At 70.6% G+C, this 17,749-nt stretch carries 16 protein-coding genes; all 16 read left to right on the forward strand.

Annotated elements, in window-relative coordinates:
- Nucleotides 1–103 precede the first annotated feature (103 nt).
- The 16 genes from QJR12_RS06015 (at nt 104) to QJR12_RS06090 (ending at nt 17,686) form a co-directional block, all read left to right on the forward strand.
- A complete protein-coding gene (locus tag QJR12_RS06015) occupies nt 104–988 on the forward strand; it encodes an IclR family transcriptional regulator (RefSeq protein WP_300579846.1) in 885 nt (294 codons plus the stop codon).
- A 178-nt stretch (nt 989–1,166) separates the two neighbouring features.
- Complete coding sequence (locus QJR12_RS06020) at nt 1,167–2,687, forward strand: aromatic/alkene/methane monooxygenase hydroxylase/oxygenase subunit alpha (RefSeq protein ID WP_300579848.1); 1,521 nt, start codon at nt 1,167–1,169, stop codon at nt 2,685–2,687.
- A gap of 28 nt (nt 2,688–2,715) precedes the next feature.
- On the forward strand, nt 2,716–2,961 hold the full coding sequence (locus tag QJR12_RS06025; protein WP_300579849.1) for a toluene-4-monooxygenase system B family protein: 246 nt from the start codon (nt 2,716–2,718) through the stop codon (nt 2,959–2,961).
- On the forward strand, nt 2,961–3,344 hold the full coding sequence (locus tag QJR12_RS06030; RefSeq protein WP_300579851.1) for a Rieske 2Fe-2S domain-containing protein: 384 nt from the start codon (nt 2,961–2,963) through the stop codon (nt 3,342–3,344). Before QJR12_RS06025 ends, QJR12_RS06030 begins: the two co-directional genes overlap by 1 nt.
- Before the next feature lie 14 nt (nt 3,345–3,358).
- Complete coding sequence (locus QJR12_RS06035) at nt 3,359–3,652, forward strand: MmoB/DmpM family protein (RefSeq protein ID WP_366526291.1); 294 nt, start codon at nt 3,359–3,361, stop codon at nt 3,650–3,652.
- A gap of 4 nt (nt 3,653–3,656) precedes the next feature.
- Entirely contained in the window at nt 3,657–4,673 is a 1,017-nt protein-coding gene (locus QJR12_RS06040; RefSeq protein WP_300579853.1) for an aromatic/alkene monooxygenase hydroxylase subunit beta, read from the forward strand.
- The gene (locus QJR12_RS06045; RefSeq protein ID WP_300579854.1) at nt 4,645–5,670 is read left to right on the forward strand and encodes a 2Fe-2S iron-sulfur cluster binding domain-containing protein; all 1,026 of its coding nucleotides are present in this window, start codon (nt 4,645–4,647) and stop codon (nt 5,668–5,670) included. Before QJR12_RS06040 ends, QJR12_RS06045 begins: the two co-directional genes overlap by 29 nt.
- A gap of 55 nt (nt 5,671–5,725) precedes the next feature.
- Nucleotides 5,726–6,796, forward strand: a complete 1,071-nt coding sequence (locus QJR12_RS06050) for an alcohol dehydrogenase catalytic domain-containing protein (RefSeq protein WP_300579856.1) — start codon at nt 5,726–5,728, stop codon at nt 6,794–6,796.
- 187 nt (nt 6,797–6,983) lie between these two features.
- A complete protein-coding gene (locus QJR12_RS06055; RefSeq protein WP_300579858.1) occupies nt 6,984–8,549 on the forward strand; it encodes a UDP-N-acetylmuramoyl-L-alanyl-D-glutamate--2,6-diaminopimelate ligase in 1,566 nt (521 codons plus the stop codon).
- Nucleotides 8,546–10,045 carry a UDP-N-acetylmuramoyl-tripeptide--D-alanyl-D-alanine ligase gene (gene murF, locus QJR12_RS06060; protein ID WP_300579859.1) on the forward strand — a complete coding sequence of 500 codons (1,500 nt, stop codon included), beginning with the start codon at nt 8,546–8,548 and terminating at the stop codon, nt 10,043–10,045. Before QJR12_RS06055 ends, murF begins: the two co-directional genes overlap by 4 nt.
- 11 nt (nt 10,046–10,056) lie before the next feature.
- Nucleotides 10,057–11,142 carry a phospho-N-acetylmuramoyl-pentapeptide-transferase gene (gene mraY, locus QJR12_RS06065; RefSeq protein WP_300579861.1) on the forward strand — a complete coding sequence of 362 codons (1,086 nt, stop codon included), beginning with the start codon at nt 10,057–10,059 and terminating at the stop codon, nt 11,140–11,142.
- Nucleotides 11,143–11,171: 29 nt separating this feature from the next.
- The gene (gene murD / locus QJR12_RS06070; protein ID WP_300579980.1) at nt 11,172–12,632 is read left to right on the forward strand and encodes a UDP-N-acetylmuramoyl-L-alanine--D-glutamate ligase; all 1,461 of its coding nucleotides are present in this window, start codon (nt 11,172–11,174) and stop codon (nt 12,630–12,632) included.
- Nucleotides 12,633–12,646: 14 nt separating this feature from the next.
- Nucleotides 12,647–14,152, forward strand: a complete 1,506-nt coding sequence (ftsW, locus tag QJR12_RS06075) for a putative lipid II flippase FtsW (RefSeq protein ID WP_300579862.1) — start codon at nt 12,647–12,649, stop codon at nt 14,150–14,152.
- Entirely contained in the window at nt 14,149–15,378 is a 1,230-nt protein-coding gene (murG, locus tag QJR12_RS06080; RefSeq protein WP_300579863.1) for an undecaprenyldiphospho-muramoylpentapeptide beta-N-acetylglucosaminyltransferase, read from the forward strand. The genes ftsW and murG overlap by 4 nt, the downstream gene beginning before the upstream one ends.
- Entirely contained in the window at nt 15,375–16,835 is a 1,461-nt protein-coding gene (gene murC / locus QJR12_RS06085; protein WP_300579865.1) for a UDP-N-acetylmuramate--L-alanine ligase, read from the forward strand. The genes murG and murC overlap by 4 nt, the downstream gene beginning before the upstream one ends.
- Complete coding sequence (locus QJR12_RS06090; RefSeq protein ID WP_366526292.1) at nt 16,835–17,686, forward strand: cell division protein FtsQ/DivIB; 852 nt, start codon at nt 16,835–16,837, stop codon at nt 17,684–17,686. The genes murC and QJR12_RS06090 overlap by 1 nt, the downstream gene beginning before the upstream one ends.
- Nucleotides 17,687–17,749: the final 63 nt, after the last annotated feature.

Here is a 17,749-nt window from a genome sequence, read left to right on the forward strand (position 1 = left end):
TGCCGGATCCGCTGTGCCACTCAACGGAACGATGTTGTTGCCAGCGTCACTGCGGTGAAGCATTGTGATAGGTACCACATCCCGGGGTGACGAGGAGGTCTGCGTGGTCGAGGCCATGACGATGCAAGTCGGCGGTCTGCACTCGGTGTCGACGGCGCTGGACTTGCTGGACTGCTTCGCGACGCAGGAAGAGTTGGGGGTGTCCGACCTCAGCCGGCGCCTCGGTGTCGCCAAGAGCACCGTGCATCGGCTGCTGACCACCCTGTGCTCCCGGGGATTCGCGGAGCGCAATCCCGAAACCGGCCGGTACCGGCTGGGGCTGCATCTCTACGAGCTGGGCACGCTGGTAATCAGCCGCTACCGGTTGCGGAGTACCGCGATGCCGCTGCTGCACGAGCTGCAGGAGCGCAGCGGGTGCACCGTGCACCTGGCGGTTGCCGACGGCGCCGACGTGATTCAGCTGGAGCGGCTGGAAAGCGTGCGGTGCACGCCGTTGTTCGCCGCAATTGCCCGGCGACAGCCGGTGCACAGCACCGCGTGCGGCAAGGCGATCGCGGCGTTCGACCCGTCCTGCGCCACGGCGCGGATGCACGCCGGCTTCCCGGAGCTCACGCCGTCGACGATCCGCACCGTCGGTGACTTCGAGCGGGAGCTTGCGCTGACCCGGCGGCGGGGTTTCGCCGTCAACCGCGACGAAACATTGGCGGGGCTGACCTCGGTCGGGGTGCCGGTGCGCGACCACTCCGGCCGGGCGTTTGCGGCGCTGTCGGTGGTCGCGCCGACCGCTTACGCCGAGCGTCACATCGACCGGCACGCACGGCTGGCGAGCCTCGTCGCGGTGAAGCTCGCCAAAGCGGTGGGCGTTGCCGTCGCCCAGCCGGCCCGTCCCGGGCCGAAAGCGGGCCCGCCCGCCGTTCGCATTGACAATCAGCGGGTGACGGCCGTCGGCGCGCCGGCTGCGAACCGCACCGTGCCGGCTGCGAGTTGACCTGACTTCACGTCCGCGGGCGGGCGGCGCAACGCGGATCGACTGTGATGTTCCTCATCGTGGAACGCGCGTTGACGCCACGTTGGGGCCAGCCAAGACTCCCCCTTAGAGATCCGCTTCAAACGGATATAACGCCAAGCCGGACCCCGACGTGCAGTCTGAAGACAGGAGCAAAAACATGCCCAAGCTTGCCCGTTCCGAATGGTACGACCTCACCAGGGACATGAACTGGACGCTGTCGTATGTCACCGAAGAGGAGGCGTGGCCGACCGAGCTGTCCAACGGCTTCGGATTGCCCGCCGAGGCCTGGTGGGGCTGGGACGAGCCCTACAAGATCACCTACCCGGAGTACGTGCGCACCCAGCACGGCAAGGATGCCGAGGTCTATGCGGTCAACGCCGCCATAGCGCGCTCGAAGGTGTTCGAACAGCTCGATCCCGGCTGGAAGTCGGCGATTATCGCGCACTACGGGGCGATCGCGGTGCCCGAGTATCTGGCCAGCATCGGCGAGTCGCGGATGGGCCGCTTCGGCCGGGCGGCGGCGTGGCGCAACATGGCCCTGTTCGGCACGTTGGATGAGATGCGCCACGGCCAGATTCAGCTCTACATCCCCTACGGTCTGCTGGGGAGGGAACCCCGCTTCGACTGGGCGCTCAAGACGACCCACACCAACGAGTGGGGTGCGATCGCCGCGCGCAGCCTCTTCGACGACATGTTCGTCGCCAACGACGCGGTGTCCACGGCGATCCAGCTGACCTTCACCTTCGAGACCGGGTTCACCAACCTGCAGTTCCTGGGGATGGCCGCCGACGCGATGAACGTCGGTGACGTCAGCTTCGGCGCGCTGATCTCCTCCATCCAAACCGATGAGGCCCGCCACGCCCAGCAGGGCGAGCCGACCATCAAGCTGCTCGTCAAGCACGGGCGCAAGGACGTCGCCCAAAAGCTGGTGGATCACATGTTCTGGCGCTCGTGGCGGATCTTCGCACTGCTGACCGGGCTGTCGATGGACTACTACACGCCGGTGGAGCAGCGCGGCCACTCGTTCAAGGAGTTCATGCAGGAGTTTATCTGCAAGCAGTTCCTCGACCAGTTCCGCGACTTCGGCCTGGAAAAACCCTGGTACTGGGACGACATCTTCATCCCGGAGCTGGACTGGTATCACCACGCGCTGCACCTGGGTGTGTGGTACTGGCGCCCCACCGTCTGGTGGAACCCCGACGGCGGAGTCACGCCGGGCAAGGGACGCGACTGGCTGGAGACCAAATACCCCGGTTGGAACGACAACTTCGGCCGGCACTGGGACGTGATCACGGAGAACATCCGGGCCGGCAACCCCGAAGCCACCCTGCCCGAGACGTTGCCGATGGTCTGCAACATGTGCCACATCCCGGTGGTGTCCCCGGCCGGCTACAACGCCGGCAAGCTGTCCGACCCGCTGCCGCGGATCCTCGACCGCGACGGGCGTCGCTACACGTTCTGCTCCGAGCCCTGCCAGTGGGTCTTCGAGCAGTCGCCGGCACGGTTCCAGGGGCACCTCAACATCGTCGACCGGTTCCTCGCCGGTCAGATCCAGCCTCCGACGATGGAGGGCACGCTCGCCTACATGGGCCTGTCCCCGGCGGAGATGGGCCAGGACGCCGTGAACTACGCCTGGGCGTTCGCCGGGCTCCCGCACCGGGTGTCCTCGGTCGCCTAACGACAACGACGAAAGGAGGGCTGCGGCAATGGCGCTGTTTCCGCTGCAGGCGGTGTTCGACGGGGACTTTGTGGCGTTGGTGGTGCCCGTCGATGACACCGACCCGATGAGCGTGGTCGCCGACAAGGTGGCCCACCACGTGGTGGGCCATCGGGTGGCGGCGCAGGACCGCCCCCTGGCGGTGCGACACAACGGCACCACCCTGCCCGGGGATGTCACCCTGGCCAGCACGCAAATCACCCCGATGGATGTCATCCAGGTGGGATACGTGTGATGACCGACGTGCCGCTGCGCTGGGTCGAGGTTCCGGAGGCCCAGGACCTGTGGGAGGGCGACCTTATCGATGCCGAGATTGACGGCGACCAGGTGCTCATCGTGCACCACCTGGATGGCTCGTGGATGGCCTATCAGGGGTTGTGTCCGCATCAGGAAGTGGTGCTGGCCGACGGAAAGTGGGATGAGGGGTCGGCGACGTTGGAGTGCGCCGGGCATTCCTGGCTCTTCGATCTGAAGGCCGGGGTGTGCATCAATCCGGCGGGGTGCCGGCTGTACCGGTTCCCGATCGACGTCGCCGACGACGGAACGGTGCGTGTCGGTATCCCGCAGGACGGCCAGAGCCACTACTACCGCTACCAAGAGGCTGAGAACCAACAATGACTGTGAGTGACAACGTGAGTGAAAAACTGGTCGGCCCGGTGATCCGGGGCATCGACGGGGAAATCGCCGAGGCGGTGGTGGCCGCGATCGAGGCGGATAACCCCGGTGCCGACGTGACGGTCGACGACAAAGGCGGCTATGTGCGGATCAGCGTGCCCCACCGGTGCGTGCTGACCCGGCGCAGCCTGGAAGAGGAACTCGGCCGGGAGTTCCCGCTGACCGATCTCGAGCCCGCCCTCTCGGCGTTCGCCGGCCGGATCAAACAGACAGATGACCAGTGGGTCTGGTACCTAGAAAGGCAGGACTGAAGCCGTGACAACCGCGCAGGGCCGGCAACGGCGAAAGACAAAGACATGGAGCTTGTTCGGTGACGTCCGGCGCAAGCCCACCCCGTACGAGGTTGTCACCGGCAAGCTGCACTACCACTTCCGGCACGACCCGGCGCCGTTCGAGATGGACCCGCAGTGGTCACTCAACCAGTGGTATTTGACCCACCGCGAGGGCTCGCCGCTGCAGGTCGATGACTGGGAGGACTTCCGCGACCCCGACACGCTGATCTACAAGGACTACGTCACCCACCAGCACGAGCGCGAGCTGTACGTGGACGGCCTGATCGACGAGCATGAGGAGGCCGGATCGGTCACCGCCCTCGACCCGGGATGGGTCGACACGTTGCGGGCGCTGTTCGTTCCGCTGCGGTTCCCGCTGCACGTGCTGCAGATGGTCGGGCTGTACGTCGGCCAGATGGCGCCGTCGTCCTACATCACCAACTGCGCCCACTTCCAGGCGGCCGATGAGATGCGGCGCATCCAGCGCATCGCCTACTGGACCAAGGTGCTGGCCAACTCCCACGGCGCCGATATCGCCGAGACCGCGACCGCGCGCCAAGCCTGGGAGCAGGATCCCGCCTGGCAACCGCTGCGGGAAACCTTGGAGAAGTTGCTGATCGCCTACGACTGGGGTGAGGCGTTCACCGCGCTGAACCTCGTCGTCAAACCCATGGTCGACACCCTGGTCAACCAGGAGTTCGGGGCGCTGGCCGAAACCAACGACGATCGGCTTTTGGCCGCGTTGTGCGCCGAGTTTGCCCACGACGCCCGCCGCAGCCAGCGCTGGACCCGGGCGCTGACCGAATACGCCCGTGAGCGCAAGCCGGACTTGACCGAGGTGCTCGACGGGTGGGTGCGCCAATGGCAGCCGCGCGCCGACAAGGCGGTCGAAGCCCTGGCGGCGCAGTTCGCCCGGGCGCCGCGGCCCCGGGATCCCGGCGAGGTCGCCTCGCGGGTGAAAGAGGCTCACCGTGAGTTCCTTGCCGGAACCGTGCGCTGAGGAGGGCGCTGCCACCGGCTCGTTTGAGGCCCGCGTCGCCGGGACGGATCTACGGTTCCGGGTCCGTTCCGGCGAGCGGATACTCGGCGCCGCCCGCCGGGCGGGGGTGTGGCTACCCTTCGAATGCGGGTGGGGCAGTTGCAGCACCTGCAAGGCGACCCTGGTCGAGGGGGAAGTGAAACTGCTCTTCCCGCAGGCCCCCGCGGTCGATCCCCGGGACGCCCGCCGCCGGCGTTTCCTGGCCTGTCAGTCCACGGCCTGCTCCGACATCACCCTCAAGGTGCTGCGGTTCGGACCGTTCGAGGAGCGGCCGACCCGCGACTACCACGCGGAGCTGGTGAGCACCGAGGAACTCGGGCCGGACATCCGCCGGTTCCGGTTTCGTCTGGACATCACCAGCCAGTATCGGCCGGGCCAGCACGCCATCCTCGAACTCGGCGCCAACCTGCGGCGCTGCTACTCGATGGCCGGTCTCCCGGGCGCCGACACCGTGGAGTTCATCGCCAAGCGCTATGCGGGCGGCGCGGGAAGCAACACCCTTTTCTCGCTGGCTCCCGGCGAGCGGATCCCCATCGAGCTGCCTTACGGGGACATGTGGCTGCGCGGCGGGGACCGCGACGTGGTGCTAACCGCGGGCGGGACCGGGATTTCGGCGATCATCGCGCTGGTGCGCCAGCTCGCCGACGCCGCCACCACCCGGGCGGTGCACGTGTTCTACGGGGCGAACACCCGAGACGAGCTGGTGTGCTGGGACGAGCTACAGCAGCTGGTCGCGCGGTTGCCGTCGGGCCGGCTGCACGGCGCCCTGGCCAAACCCGCCGAGGGCTGGTCGGGCACCACGGGGTTTGTCACCGACGCGCTCGAGTCGCAGCTGGCAGCGCTGACGGACGCCGAGCACTACCTGGCCGGGCCCCCGGTGATGGTCGACGCCGTGCTCGCGCTGCTGCGCGAGCGCAACATCCCGATCGACCGCGTCCACTACGACCGTTTCGGCTGACCGGCCCAGCCATGCCCGCCAGCGGGTTTCCCACCGACCGCACGAGGAGGTTTTCATGCGAGCAGCCGTCTACCAAGGACCGCGCACGGTCACCATCGAAAACGTGCCGGACCCGACCCTCCGGGATCCGGGCGATCTGATCGTCAAGACCAGGGTCGCCTCGATGTGCGGATCGGATCTCTACCTGTTCAACGGCGAGGTCGCCGACCTCGTCGCCCCCGGGCACACCACGCTTGGCCACGAGATCTGCGGCGAGGTCGTCGAAGTGGGTTCCGCCGTGACCCAATTCGCCGTGGGCGACCGGGTCACCTTCCCGTACTCGGTCAGCTGCGGGCGCTGCGAGATGTGCCGGGCCGGCCAGACCGCGCACTGCCTGACCAGCGGCAAGGCCATCTACGGCTTCGGCACCGCCTTCGGCGACCTGGGGGGCAGCCAGGCCGAATACGTCCGTGTTCCGCTTGCCGACGCTCACCTCGAGCACGTGCCCGACGCCATCGCCGACGAGGTCGCGCCGTTCCTGTCCTGCAACCTGCCCGCGGCTACCATCGCCGTGCACGCGGCCGCCATCGAGCCCACCGACACCGTGGCGGTCGTCGGGTGCGGCCCCACCGGTCTGCTCGCACTTGACCTGCTTCGCCGGCGCACCGACGCCCCGGTGTATGCGTTGGACCCGGTGGCCTATCGCCGGGAGCGCGCCGAAAAGCTCGGCGCGATCGCCCTGGACGCCGGCCCGCAGGCGACCGAGGCATCCATTCAGACCATCCTGGACGCCACCAACGGGCTGGGGGTGCACAAGGTCGTTGAGTTCGCCGGGCGCGGTGCGGGTTTCGACCTGGCCGTTGCCCTGGCTCGGCCCGGTGCGACGATCAGCGGCGGGGGGGTGTATCTCGAGCGCGATCATCCGGCGTCACTGTTCGACATGTTTTTCAAGAATCTTCAGCTGCGTCTCAACGGATTCGCTAACGCCAAAACCGCGCAGTGGCAGGCGATGCAGCTCATCGAGAACAACGTCATCGACCCGACCGCGGTCATCACCCACCGGGTGCGGCTCGACGAGTTTCCCGGGGCGGCAACCCAATTCGCTGACCGCGAGCCGGGCTTTCTGAAGATGCTCATCACCCCCTGATCGTCAGGGCACTCGGGCGCCGCCGGAGGTTCGGCACCGGCCGGTAACCGCTGCGCCGGCCGCGGCGGCTTTGAGATCACCGCGCCGCGCAGCCATGGGTGGCGTCGCGCCGGCGGACGGCCGGCACCGTTCCGCGTGATCGAGGCCGATACTGTTTCATGGCTGAAATCCTGGTAGGCCCATTGGCTTGGCTGAAATCCCGGTGAGCGAGCGGGTGGAGGTGACGTCGGTGCCAACTGAGCTGCGCCCCACCGCGAGCGCCGGTGTGCCGCTGCCGGTGCTAGCGGCGCAGGTGGGCGCCGTGCCCGCCGCGGGCGGCGTCATCCCGGATGTGCGCATCACCGGGGTGACGTTGCGGGCCCAAGAGGCCCGTGCCGGCGACCTGTTCGCGGCGTTGGCGGGCGCGACCACGCACGGCGGCCGTTACGCCGGCGAGGCGGCCGAACGGGGTGCGGTCGCGGTGCTCACCGATGCCGGTGGGGTGGCCGCGCTGCCCGGCCACCTCGCCGTGCCCGTCCTGACCCACCCAGAACCGCGTGCGGTGCTGGGCGAGCTGGCCGCGACGGTATACGGGCGGCCGTCGGGGCGGGTCACCGTCATCGGGATCACCGGCACCTCCGGCAAGACCACCTCGACGTATCTGGTGGAGGCCGGTCTGCGGGCCGCCGGGCGGACCACCGGGCTGATCGGCACCATCGGCGGCCGCATCGACGGCGCCGACGTGCCCGCGGCGCTGACCACCCCGGAGGCACCCGCGTTGCAGGCGCTGCTCGCGGTGATGGCCGAACGCGGCGTGGACACCGCGGTGATGGAGGTATCCAGTCACGCGCTGGCCCTGCATCGTGTGGACGGGGTGCGGTTCGCCGTGGCCGCCTTCACCAACCTGTCCCGCGACCACCTCGACTTTCACCCCAGCATGGCCGACTACTTCGCGGCCAAGGCCCGGCTGTTCGACCCGGGCTCGCCGCTGCGGGCCCGCGCCGTGGTGATCTGCGTGGACGACGATGCCGGGCGGGCGATGGCCGCCCGCGCCGGTGATGCGATCACCGTCAGCGCCGCGGACCGCCCGGCACACTGGCGCGCCGAGGACATCGAGCGGTTCGGCGCCCACGGACAGCAGTTCACCGCGGTCGACCCGGCCGGCGTGCGCCACCGGCTGGGCATTCGACTGCCGGGACCCTACAACGTCGCGAATTGTCTTGTCGCACTGGCTATTCTCGATCTGGTCGGCGTTTCCCCGGAGCAGGCGGCGCCCGGATTGCGGGCCACCCGCGTTCCCGGGCGTCTCGAGGAGATCGACCGCGGTCAAGACTTTCTGGCGCTGGTCGACTACGCCCACAAGCCGGGCGCGTTGCGCGCGGTGCTGCGGGCGGTGCGCCACCCGGATGCCCGGGTCGCGGTGGTGTTCGGCGCCGGCGGGGAGCGCGACCCCGGCAAGCGGGCCCCGATGGGCAAGATCGCCGCCGAACTGGCGGATCTGGTCGTCGTCACCGACGACAACCCACGCGGGGAGGATCCCGCCGCGATCCGGCGCGCCATCCTCGCCGGGGCCGCCGAGGCGAACACCAACGCCGAACTCGTCGAGATAGCCGACCGGCGCGCGGCGATCCGGCACGCCGTCTTCTGGGCCCAACCCGGCGACGTGGTGCTGGTCACCGGCAAGGGCCACGAGACCGGGCAGATCCGTGGCGGGCAGATCCGGCCCTTCGACGATCGCCTGGAGCTAGCGGCCGCCCTGGAGGCGCGGGCGTGATCGATCTGAGCGTCGCGCGCATCGCCGAGATCGTTGGCGGTGACCTGTCCGGCATCACACCGCACGACGCCGCCCGACGGCACGTGACCGGAACCGTCGAATTCGATTCCCGCGCAATCACTCCCGGCGGGTTGTTCCTCGCGCTTCCGGGGGCGCGCACCGACGGTCACGAGCACGCGGCGGCGGCGGTGGCTGCCGGAGCGGTCGCGGTGCTGGCCGCCCGGCCGGTCGGGGTGCCGGCCATCGTGGTGCGCCCCGGCCCGCAACCCCCGGCAAATACCGGGGTGCTCGAGCACGATGCCGACGGCTCCGGCGCGGCGGTGCTGGCCGCGCTGGGCAAGCTGGCCGGCGCGGTGGCCGCGGAGCTGATCGCCGAGGGGCTGACCGTCATCGGCATCACCGGCTCATCGGGCAAAACCTCGACCAAGGACCTGCTGGCTGCCGTCCTCAAGCCGCTGGGCGAGGTGGTGGCCCCACCGGGCTCGTTCAACAACGAGCTGGGCCACCCGTGGACGGTGCTGCGCGCCACCCGCCACACCGACTATCTGGTCCTGGAGCTCTCGGCGCGCCATCGCGGCAACATCGCCGCGCTGGCGGCCATCGCGCCGCCCGCGATCGGGGTGGTGCTCAACGTCGGCACCGCGCACCTCGGCGAATTCGGTTCGCGGGAGGCGATCGCGGCGACCAAATCCGAACTACTGCAATCTATTCCACAAGACGGAGCGGTCGTCCTCAATGTCGATGATCCGGCGGTGGCGGCGATGGCCGGTAAAACCGTGGCCCGGGTTGTGCGGGTCAGCCGCAACCGGCTCACCGACGCCGGGCCCGGTGATGTCTGGGCCGGGCCGGTGACGCTCGACGAATGGGCCCGGCCGCGCTTCACGCTGCACACCCGTGACGCGCAGGCCCAGGTGCAGCTGCGGGTGTCGGGGGAGCATCAGGTCACCAACGCGCTGTGCGCGGCGGCGGTCGCGCTGCACTGCGGTGCCGCGCTGGGGCAGACAGCGGTGGCGCTGGCCGGCGCGGGCGCGGTGTCGCGGCACCGCATGCAGGTGATCACCCGTGCCGACGGGGTGACGGTGATCGACGACGCCTACAACGCCAATCCGGAGTCGATGCGCGCCGGGCTGCAGGCCCTGGCCTGGATCGCTCACCGGGGCGGGCGGCCGCGACGCAGCTGGGCGGTGCTGGGGCCGATGGCCGAGCTCGGCGACGACGCGATAACCGAGCACCATCGCATCGGCCGGCTGGCGGTGCGCTTAAATGTGTCTCGACTGGTTGTCGTGGGAACCGGGAGGCTGATGAGTGCCATGCACCACGGCGCGGTGACGGCGGGCCCGTGGGGCGGCGAGGCCACCGTCGTCGCCGGCACCGACGCCGCCTTGGCGCTGTTGCGGACCGAGCTGCGGCCCGGGGATGTGGTGCTGGTCAAGGCGTCCCATGCGGCCGGGCTGGGAGCGCTGGCCGACGCGCTGATTGCCGACGGCACCGGCTGAGGCATCCGGCGATGATCCAAATCCTCATCGCCGTCGCCATCGCGCTGACGGTGTCCATCCTGGTGACCCCGGTGTTGATCCGGCTGTTCACCCGGCAGGGGTTGGGCCACGAGATCCGCGAGGACGGCCCGCCCAGCCACCGCGCCAAGCGCGGCACGCCGTCGATGGGCGGGGTGGCGATCCTCGCCGGTGTCTGGGCCGGCTATGCGGGCACCCATCTCGCGGGCCTGGCCTTCGGCGGCGTGGGGCCCTCGGCGTCGGGCCTGCTGGTGCTGTTTTTGGCCACCGCTTTGGGCGCCGTCGGCTTCGTCGACGACCTGATCAAAATCCGCCGGGCCCGCAACCTGGGCCTGAGCAAAACCGCCAAGACGGCCGGGCAGATCACGGCCGCGGTGATCTTCGGCGTGCTGGTGCTGCAGTTCCGCAACGCCGCCGGGTTGACACCGGGCAGCCCCGAGCTGTCGTATGTGCGGGAAATCGCCACGGTCACGCTGGCTCCGGCGCTGTTCGTGCTGTTCTGCGTGGTCATCGTCTACGCCTGGTCGAACGCGGTCAACTTCACCGACGGCCTGGACGGCCTGGCCGGCGGCAGCATGGCGATGGTGACCGCCGCCTACGTGCTGATCACGTTCTGGCAGTACCGCAACGCGTGCGTCACCGCACCGGGCGTGGGCTGCTATCACGTGCGTGACCCGCTGGATCTGGCGCTGGTCGCGGCCGCGACCGCGGGCGCGTGCGTCGGTTTTCTGTGGTGGAACGCCGCGCCGGCCCGGATCTTCATGGGCGACACCGGATCGCTGGCGCTGGGCGGCGTCATTGCGGGGCTGTCGGTGACCAGCAGCACCGAGTTGCTCGCGATCGTGCTGGGTTCGCTGTTCGTCGCGGAAATCGCCTCGGTGGTGCTGCAGGTCCTGACCTTTCGCACCACCGGGCGCCGGATGTTTCGGATGGCGCCCTTTCACCACCATTTCGAGTTGGTCGGCTGGGCGGAAACCACGGTGATCATCCGGTTCTGGCTGCTCACCGCGATCGCCTGCGGACTGGGGGTGGCCCTGTTTTACGCCGAGTGGCTGGTCGCGATCGGTGATCGACCGTGAGCCCGCACACCATCGGCGGGGGTGACCGGCTGGGGTCCCTGGCGCCGCTGGCGCCCGGCGCCCGGGTGCTGGTCACCGGCGGCGGGGTCACCGGGCGGTCGGCGCTGGCGGCGCTGGCCCGCCTGGGGGTGCACGCGACGGTGTGCGACGACGACCCCGCCGTTCGGCACCGGCACGCCGAGGCCGGGGTGGCCACCGTGCACCCGGCGACCGCGGTCGCGCGGATCGCCGACTACGCGCTGGTGCTCACCAGCCCCGGTTTCCCGCCGAGCGCGCCCGTGCCGGCCGCCGCCGCGGCGGCGCGCGTGCCGATCTGGGGCGATGTCGAGCTGGCCTGGCGGCTCGACGCCTCGGGCCGCTGCGGGCCGCCGCGGCGCTGGCTGGTCGTCACCGGCACCAACGGCAAAACCACCACCGCCTCGATGCTGCACGCCATGCTAAGGGCCGCGGACCGGCGCAGCCGGCTCTGCGGCAACATCGGCAGCCCGGTGCTCGACGCCCTGCGCGAGCCCGCCGACCTGCTGGTCGTCGAGCTCTCCAGTTTCCAGCTGCACTGGGCGCCGTCGCTGCGACCCGAGGCCGGCGCGGTGCTCAACATCGCCGAAGACCACCTGGACTGGCATGCCTCGATGACCGACTACACGGCGGCGAAGGCGCGGGTGCTGACCGGGCGGGTGGCCGTGGCCGGGCTGGACGATGCCCGGGCGGCCACGCTGCTGGACACCGCGACGGCCCCGGTGCGGGTGGGTTTCCGGCTGGGCGAGCCGTCCCCGGGGGAGCTGGGGGTGCGCGCCGGCGCGCTCGTCGACCGGGCCTTCGCCGACGCCCTGACGCTGGCCCCGGTCGCGTCGATCCCGGTGCCGGGCCCGGTGGGGGTGCTCGACGCGCTGGCCGCTGCGGCGCTGGCCCGCAGCGTCGGGGTGCCCGCCGCCGCCATCGCCGGCGCGCTGGCGTCGTTTCGGGCCGGCCGGCACCGCGGGGAGGTGGTGGCCGTCGTCGACGGGATCCGCTACGTCGACGATTCCAAGGCCACCAATCCGCACGCCGCCGAGGCCTCGGTGCTGGCCTACCCGCGGGTGGTGTGGCTGGCCGGCGGCCTGCTCAAGGGCGCATCCGTGGACGCGACGGTGGCCCGGGTCGCATCCCGGCTGGCGGCGGCGGTGCTGATCGGGCGGGATCGCGGCGAGGTTGCCCGAGCGTTATCGCGACACGCACCCGATGTCCCCGTCGTCCAGGTTGTGACGGGCGAGGATGGCGATATGGATGCTACTTCTGTGGCAAATGTTGCAGATGTGATCAGAGTTGTCCGTGAGCCGGGAAAGACTGTCGGTGAGTGTGTGATGATCGCGGCCGTGGCCGCGGCCCGAGAGCTGGCGGCGCCCGGCGACACCGTGCTGCTGGCGCCGGCGGGTGCGTCGTTCGACCAGTTCGCCGGCTACGCCCACCGGGGCGACGCGTTCGCGGCCGCCGTGCGCGCGGCGATCGGGTAGCCGCGGTGGCCGGCATGCTGACCCGGTTGCGGCACCGGGATCCGAAGGCCGCGGAGACGGCCGCAGCCTCCTCGGGTGACGACGCGGCGCCAACGGGCGCCGGCACCGTGGCGGGGGGGCCGCGTACCCGTTTCGGGGCTTGGCTGCGACGGCCGATGACATCGTTTCACCTCATCATCGCCGTGGCGGCGCTGTTGACCACGCTCGGCCTGATCATGGTGCTGTCGGCCTCCGGGGTGCGTTCCTATGACGACGACGGCTCGGCGTGGGTGATTTTCGGCCGGCAGGTGCTGTGGACCCTCATCGGGCTGGTCGCGTGCTATCTCGCGCTGCGAGTGCCGGTGCGGGTGATGCGGCGGATGGCCTTTCCCGGTTTCGCGGTGACCGTCATCTTGCTGGTTCTCGTGCTGATCCCCGGAATTGGCAAGGAGGCCAACGGTTCTCGCGGGTGGTTTGTGATCGCCGGCTTGTCGATGCAGCCTTCGGAGTTGGCCAAGATCACCTTCGCGATCTGGGGCGCACATTTGCTGGCGGCCCGGCGCATGGAGCGCGCCTCGCTGCGGGAGATGCTGATCCCGCTGGTGCCCGCGGCCGTCATCGCGCTGGCCCTGATCGTCGCCCAGCCGGACCTCGGGCAGACGGTGTCGCTGGGAATCATCCTGTTGGCGTTGCTGTGGTACGCCGGACTGCCGTTACGCGTCTTCGTGAGCTCGCTGTTCGCGGTGATCGTTTCGGCGGCGATCTTGGCGGTCTCCGCGGGCTACCGCTCCGATCGGGTGCGATCCTGGCTGAACCCGGGGGCCGACCCGCAAGACACCGGCTACCAGGCCCGTCAGGCCCGCTTCGCGCTGGCTAACGGCGGCATCTTCGGCGACGGCCTGGGTCAGGGCACCGCGAAGTGGAACTACCTGCCCAACGCCCACAACGACTTCATCTTCGCGATCATCGGCGAGGAGCTCGGCTTTGTCGGGGCGGTCGCGCTGCTGGCGTTGTTCGGGCTGTTCGCCTATACCGGGATGCGCATCGCGCGCCGGTCCGTCGACCCGTTTCTGCGGCTGCTGACCGCCACCACCACGATGTGGGTGCTGGGCCAGGCATTTATCAACGTCGGATACGTGATCGGCCTGCTGCCGGTCACCGGTCTGCAGTTGCCACTGATCTCTGCTGGCGGAACAGCCACGGCCACAACACTTTTGATGATTGGCATGATTGCCAACGCGGCCCGCCACGAACCGGAGGCGGTGGCTGCGCTGCGGGCCGGGCGAGGTGACCGGATGAACCGGCTGCTGCGGCTGCCGTTGCCGGCACCCTACTCGCCGACCCGGGTGGAGGCGCTGCGCGACCGGTTGCGCAGCGCTCGGCCACCGCTTCGGCCCCCGCACCGGGAGCAGCGTGCGGTCCACCCGGTCGGGCGAGCGGGACGACCGCCCACGGCCGAGCGCACCCGCTCGGGGCATCATAGAGCTGGTCGGCGTCCGGTACGGCGCGCCCGCACAGTGGAAGGTCAACGTTACGGGTGAACGACTCGTCTCTTGGCTCAGCCGGCGGTGCCGCGATATCGGTCGTTCTGGCCGGCGGTGGCACCGCCGGCCATGTTGAGCCCGCCATGGCCGTCGCCGACGCGTTGCGGGCCCTGGAGCCTCGCGTGCGGATTACCGCGCTGGGTACCCCCCGCGGCCTGGAGACCGAGCTCGTGCCCGGGCGCGGCTACCGCCTCGAGCTGATCACGCCGGCGCCGCTGCCCCGCAAGCTCAGCGGCGACCTGGTCGGGTTGCCGGCGCGACTTGGGCGCGCGGTCCGGCAAGCCCGCGCGGTGCTGGACGATGTGGACGCCGACGTGGTGATCGGCTTCGGCGGCTATGTGGCACTGCCGGCGTACCTTGCCGCCCACGGCATCCCGGGGTGGCAGCGGCGCGTCCCGGTGGTGCTGCACGAAGCCAACGCCAGCGCCGGGCTGGCCAACCGGGTCGGCGCCCGGACGGCGGCCCGGGTGCTTTCAGCGGTCCCGGATAGCGGGCTGCGCCGTGCGGAGGTGGTGGGCGTGCCGGTTCGGGCGGCGATCACCACGCTCGACCGCGCGGCGCTGCGGGCGGCGGCGCGAGCCCATTTCGGCTTCGCCGACAACGCGCGGGTGCTGCTGGTGTTCGGCGGGTCACAAGGCGCGGTCTCACTCAACCGGGCGGTCGCCGGGGCAGCGGGCGATCTGGCTGCCGCGGGTGTGTCGGTGCTGCACGCCTACGGCGCCAAGAACACCCTCGAGCTGCGCGCCCCAGACCCCGGTGATCCGCCCTATGTGGCGGTGCCCTACCTGGACCGGATGGATCTCGCGTACGCCGCGGCCGACTTGGTGATCTGCCGGGCCGGGGCGATGACGGTCGCCGAGGTGTCGGCCGTCGGGCTGCCGGCGATCTATGTGCCGCTGCCGATCGGCAACGGTGAACAACGGCTTAATGCGCTGCCGGTGGTCAACGCCGGCGGTGGCGTGCTGGTCGCCGACGCCGATCTGACGCCGGGGCTGGTGGCGACGCAGGTGTCCGGGCTGTTCGCCGACCCGGCACGGCTGGCGGCGATGACGGCGGCCGCCGCGCGGGCGGGACACCCCGACGCGGCCCGGCGGGTGGCCCAGGCCGCGCTGGACGTCGCGCGCGCCGCGCGTGACGGCAGCCGCGTCACCAAACGGCGGGGTGCGCTACGCGTCGCCGCCGGTCATCCGCCGGCGGCGGCGAAGCCCGGGGAGCGACGGTGAGCGCCGAGCCGCTGCCGCCCGAGCTGCGCCGGGTGCACCTGGTGGGCATCGGGGGAGCGGGTATGTCGGGCATCGCCCGCATTCTGCTGGACCGCGGCGCGCTGGTGTCGGGATCCGACGCCAAAGAGTCCCGCGGTGTCCACGCCCTGCGGGCCCGCGGCGCGCTGATCCGGATCGGGCACGACGCGTCGGCGCTGGATCTGCTGCCGGGCGGCGCAACCGCCGTCATCACCACCCACGCCGCCATCCCCAAGACCAACCCGGAGCTCGTCGAGGCCCGTCGTCGCGGCATCCCGGTGCTGCTGCGCCCGGCGGTGCTGGCAAAACTGATGGCCGGGCGGACCACGCTGATGGTCACCGGCACCCACGGGAAGACGACGACGACGTCGATGCTGATCGTGGCGCTCCAGCACTGCGGACGGGACCCGTCTTTCGCGGTCGGCGGCGAGCTGGGGGAGGCGGGCACCAATGCGCACCACGGCAGCGGGAGCTGCTTTGTCGCCGAGGCCGACGAGAGCGACGGCTCGCTTTTGGAATACACCCCCAACGTCGCGGTGGTCACCAACATCGAGTCCGACCACCTGGATTTCTTCGGCAGCCCGGACGCCTACGCCGCCGTTTTCGACGCGTTTGTGCAGCGGCTCGCGCCCGGCGGCGCGCTGGTGGCTTGCGTGGACGACGCCGGAGCGGCCGCACTGGCGCACCGCAGTGCGGCCCTTGGGATTCGGGTGCTGCGCTACGGCAGCCGGCCGACCGGAGGGCTTACCGGCACGCTGCTGTCGTGGGAGCAGCAGGGTACCGGCGCGGTCGCGCACATCCACCTGGCCGGCGAACGCTACCCGCGGGTGCTGCGGCTGTCGGTGCCCGGGCGCCACATGGCGCTCAACGCGCTGGGAGCGCTGTTGGCCGCCGTCGAGGTGGGCGCACCCATCGATGCGGCGCTCGACGGGCTGACCGGTTTCGAGGGTGTGCGCCGCCGACTCGAACTGGTCGGAACCGCCGCCTCGGTGCGGGTGTTCGACGACTACGCCCACCATCCGACGGAAATCAGCGCCACCCTAGCCGCCGTCCGCACCCTGCTGGCCCAGGACGGAGGCGGCCGATTATTGGTGGTGTTTCAACCGCATTTATATTCGCGGACAAAGGCTTTCGCCGCCGAGTTCGGCCGGGCGCTCAACGCCGCCGATGAGGTGTTCGTGCTCGACGTCTACGGCGCTCGCGAACAGCCCCTCGCGGGTGTGAGCGGGGCCAGCGTCGCCGAGTGGGTGAGTGTGCCCGCGCACTATGTCCCGGATTTCTCGGCGGTGCCGGCCGCGGTGGCGGCGGCTACCGCTCCGGGCGACATCGTGGTCACGATGGGGGCCGGCGATGTGACCATGCTCGCCCCCGAGATCCTGACCGCGCTGCGGGTGCGGGCCAACCGCAGCGCGCCCGGACGGCCGGGGGGGTGGCGCTGATGCAGCCGGCCACGGCACCGGATCACCTCGGTGACTTCGAGGGTCCCCGCCGGCGGGCCCGCCGGGAACGTGCCGAGGGCCGCGCCGCGCGGGCCCGCACCCGCGCGATCGAACACGTCCGCCGTGAGGCCAGGCGCCGGGCCCGCGCCGGCCCCGCCACCGAGCCCAAGCCCGTTCCCCGCGGCGCGGTGCGCGGCCTGAAGACGATGGTGGCCACGGTCGTGGGGATCGTGGGCGCGGTTACGCTCGGGGCGGTCCTTTATTTCACCCCGGTGATGTCCGCGCGCGGCATCGTGGTCACCGGTAACCGCGCGGTCACCCGCGACGAGGTTCTCGACGCGGCGCGAGTGCGCCCCGGCACGCCGTTGCTGCAAATCGACACCGGCGCGGTCGCCGACCGGGTCGCGGCCATCCGCCGGGTCGCCAGCGCGCGCGTGCAGCGGCAGTATCCCTCGACGCTGCGGATCACCATCGTCGAGCGAATTCCATTGGTGGTGAAGGATTTTCCTGACGGTCCGCATCTCTACGACCGGGACGGGGTCGACTTTGCGACCGCCCCTCCGCCACCGTCGCTGCCCTACATCGATGTCGAGGACCCGGCACCGGCCGATCCGGCGACCAAGGCGGCGCTGGCGGTGCTCACCGCGCTGCGTCCGGAAGTCGCCGGGCAGGTGGCCCGTGTCGCCGCCCCGTCGGTGGCCGCCATCACCCTGACACTGGTCGACGGGCGCACGGTGATCTGGGGGACCGCCGACCGCACCCAGGAGAAGGCCGAAAAGCTCGCGGCGCTGTTGACCCAGCCGGCACACACCTACGACGTGTCCAGTCCGGACCTGCCCACCGTCAAATAGGCCCGTCCCCGAGGTTTAAGGGTGAGCGTGACTGTGCATCGGGCCCCGCGGGTGACGCCGGTG

Source organism: Mycobacterium sp. (genome assembly GCF_029961025.1).
Lineage (GTDB): Bacteria > Actinomycetota > Actinomycetes > Mycobacteriales > Mycobacteriaceae > Mycobacterium.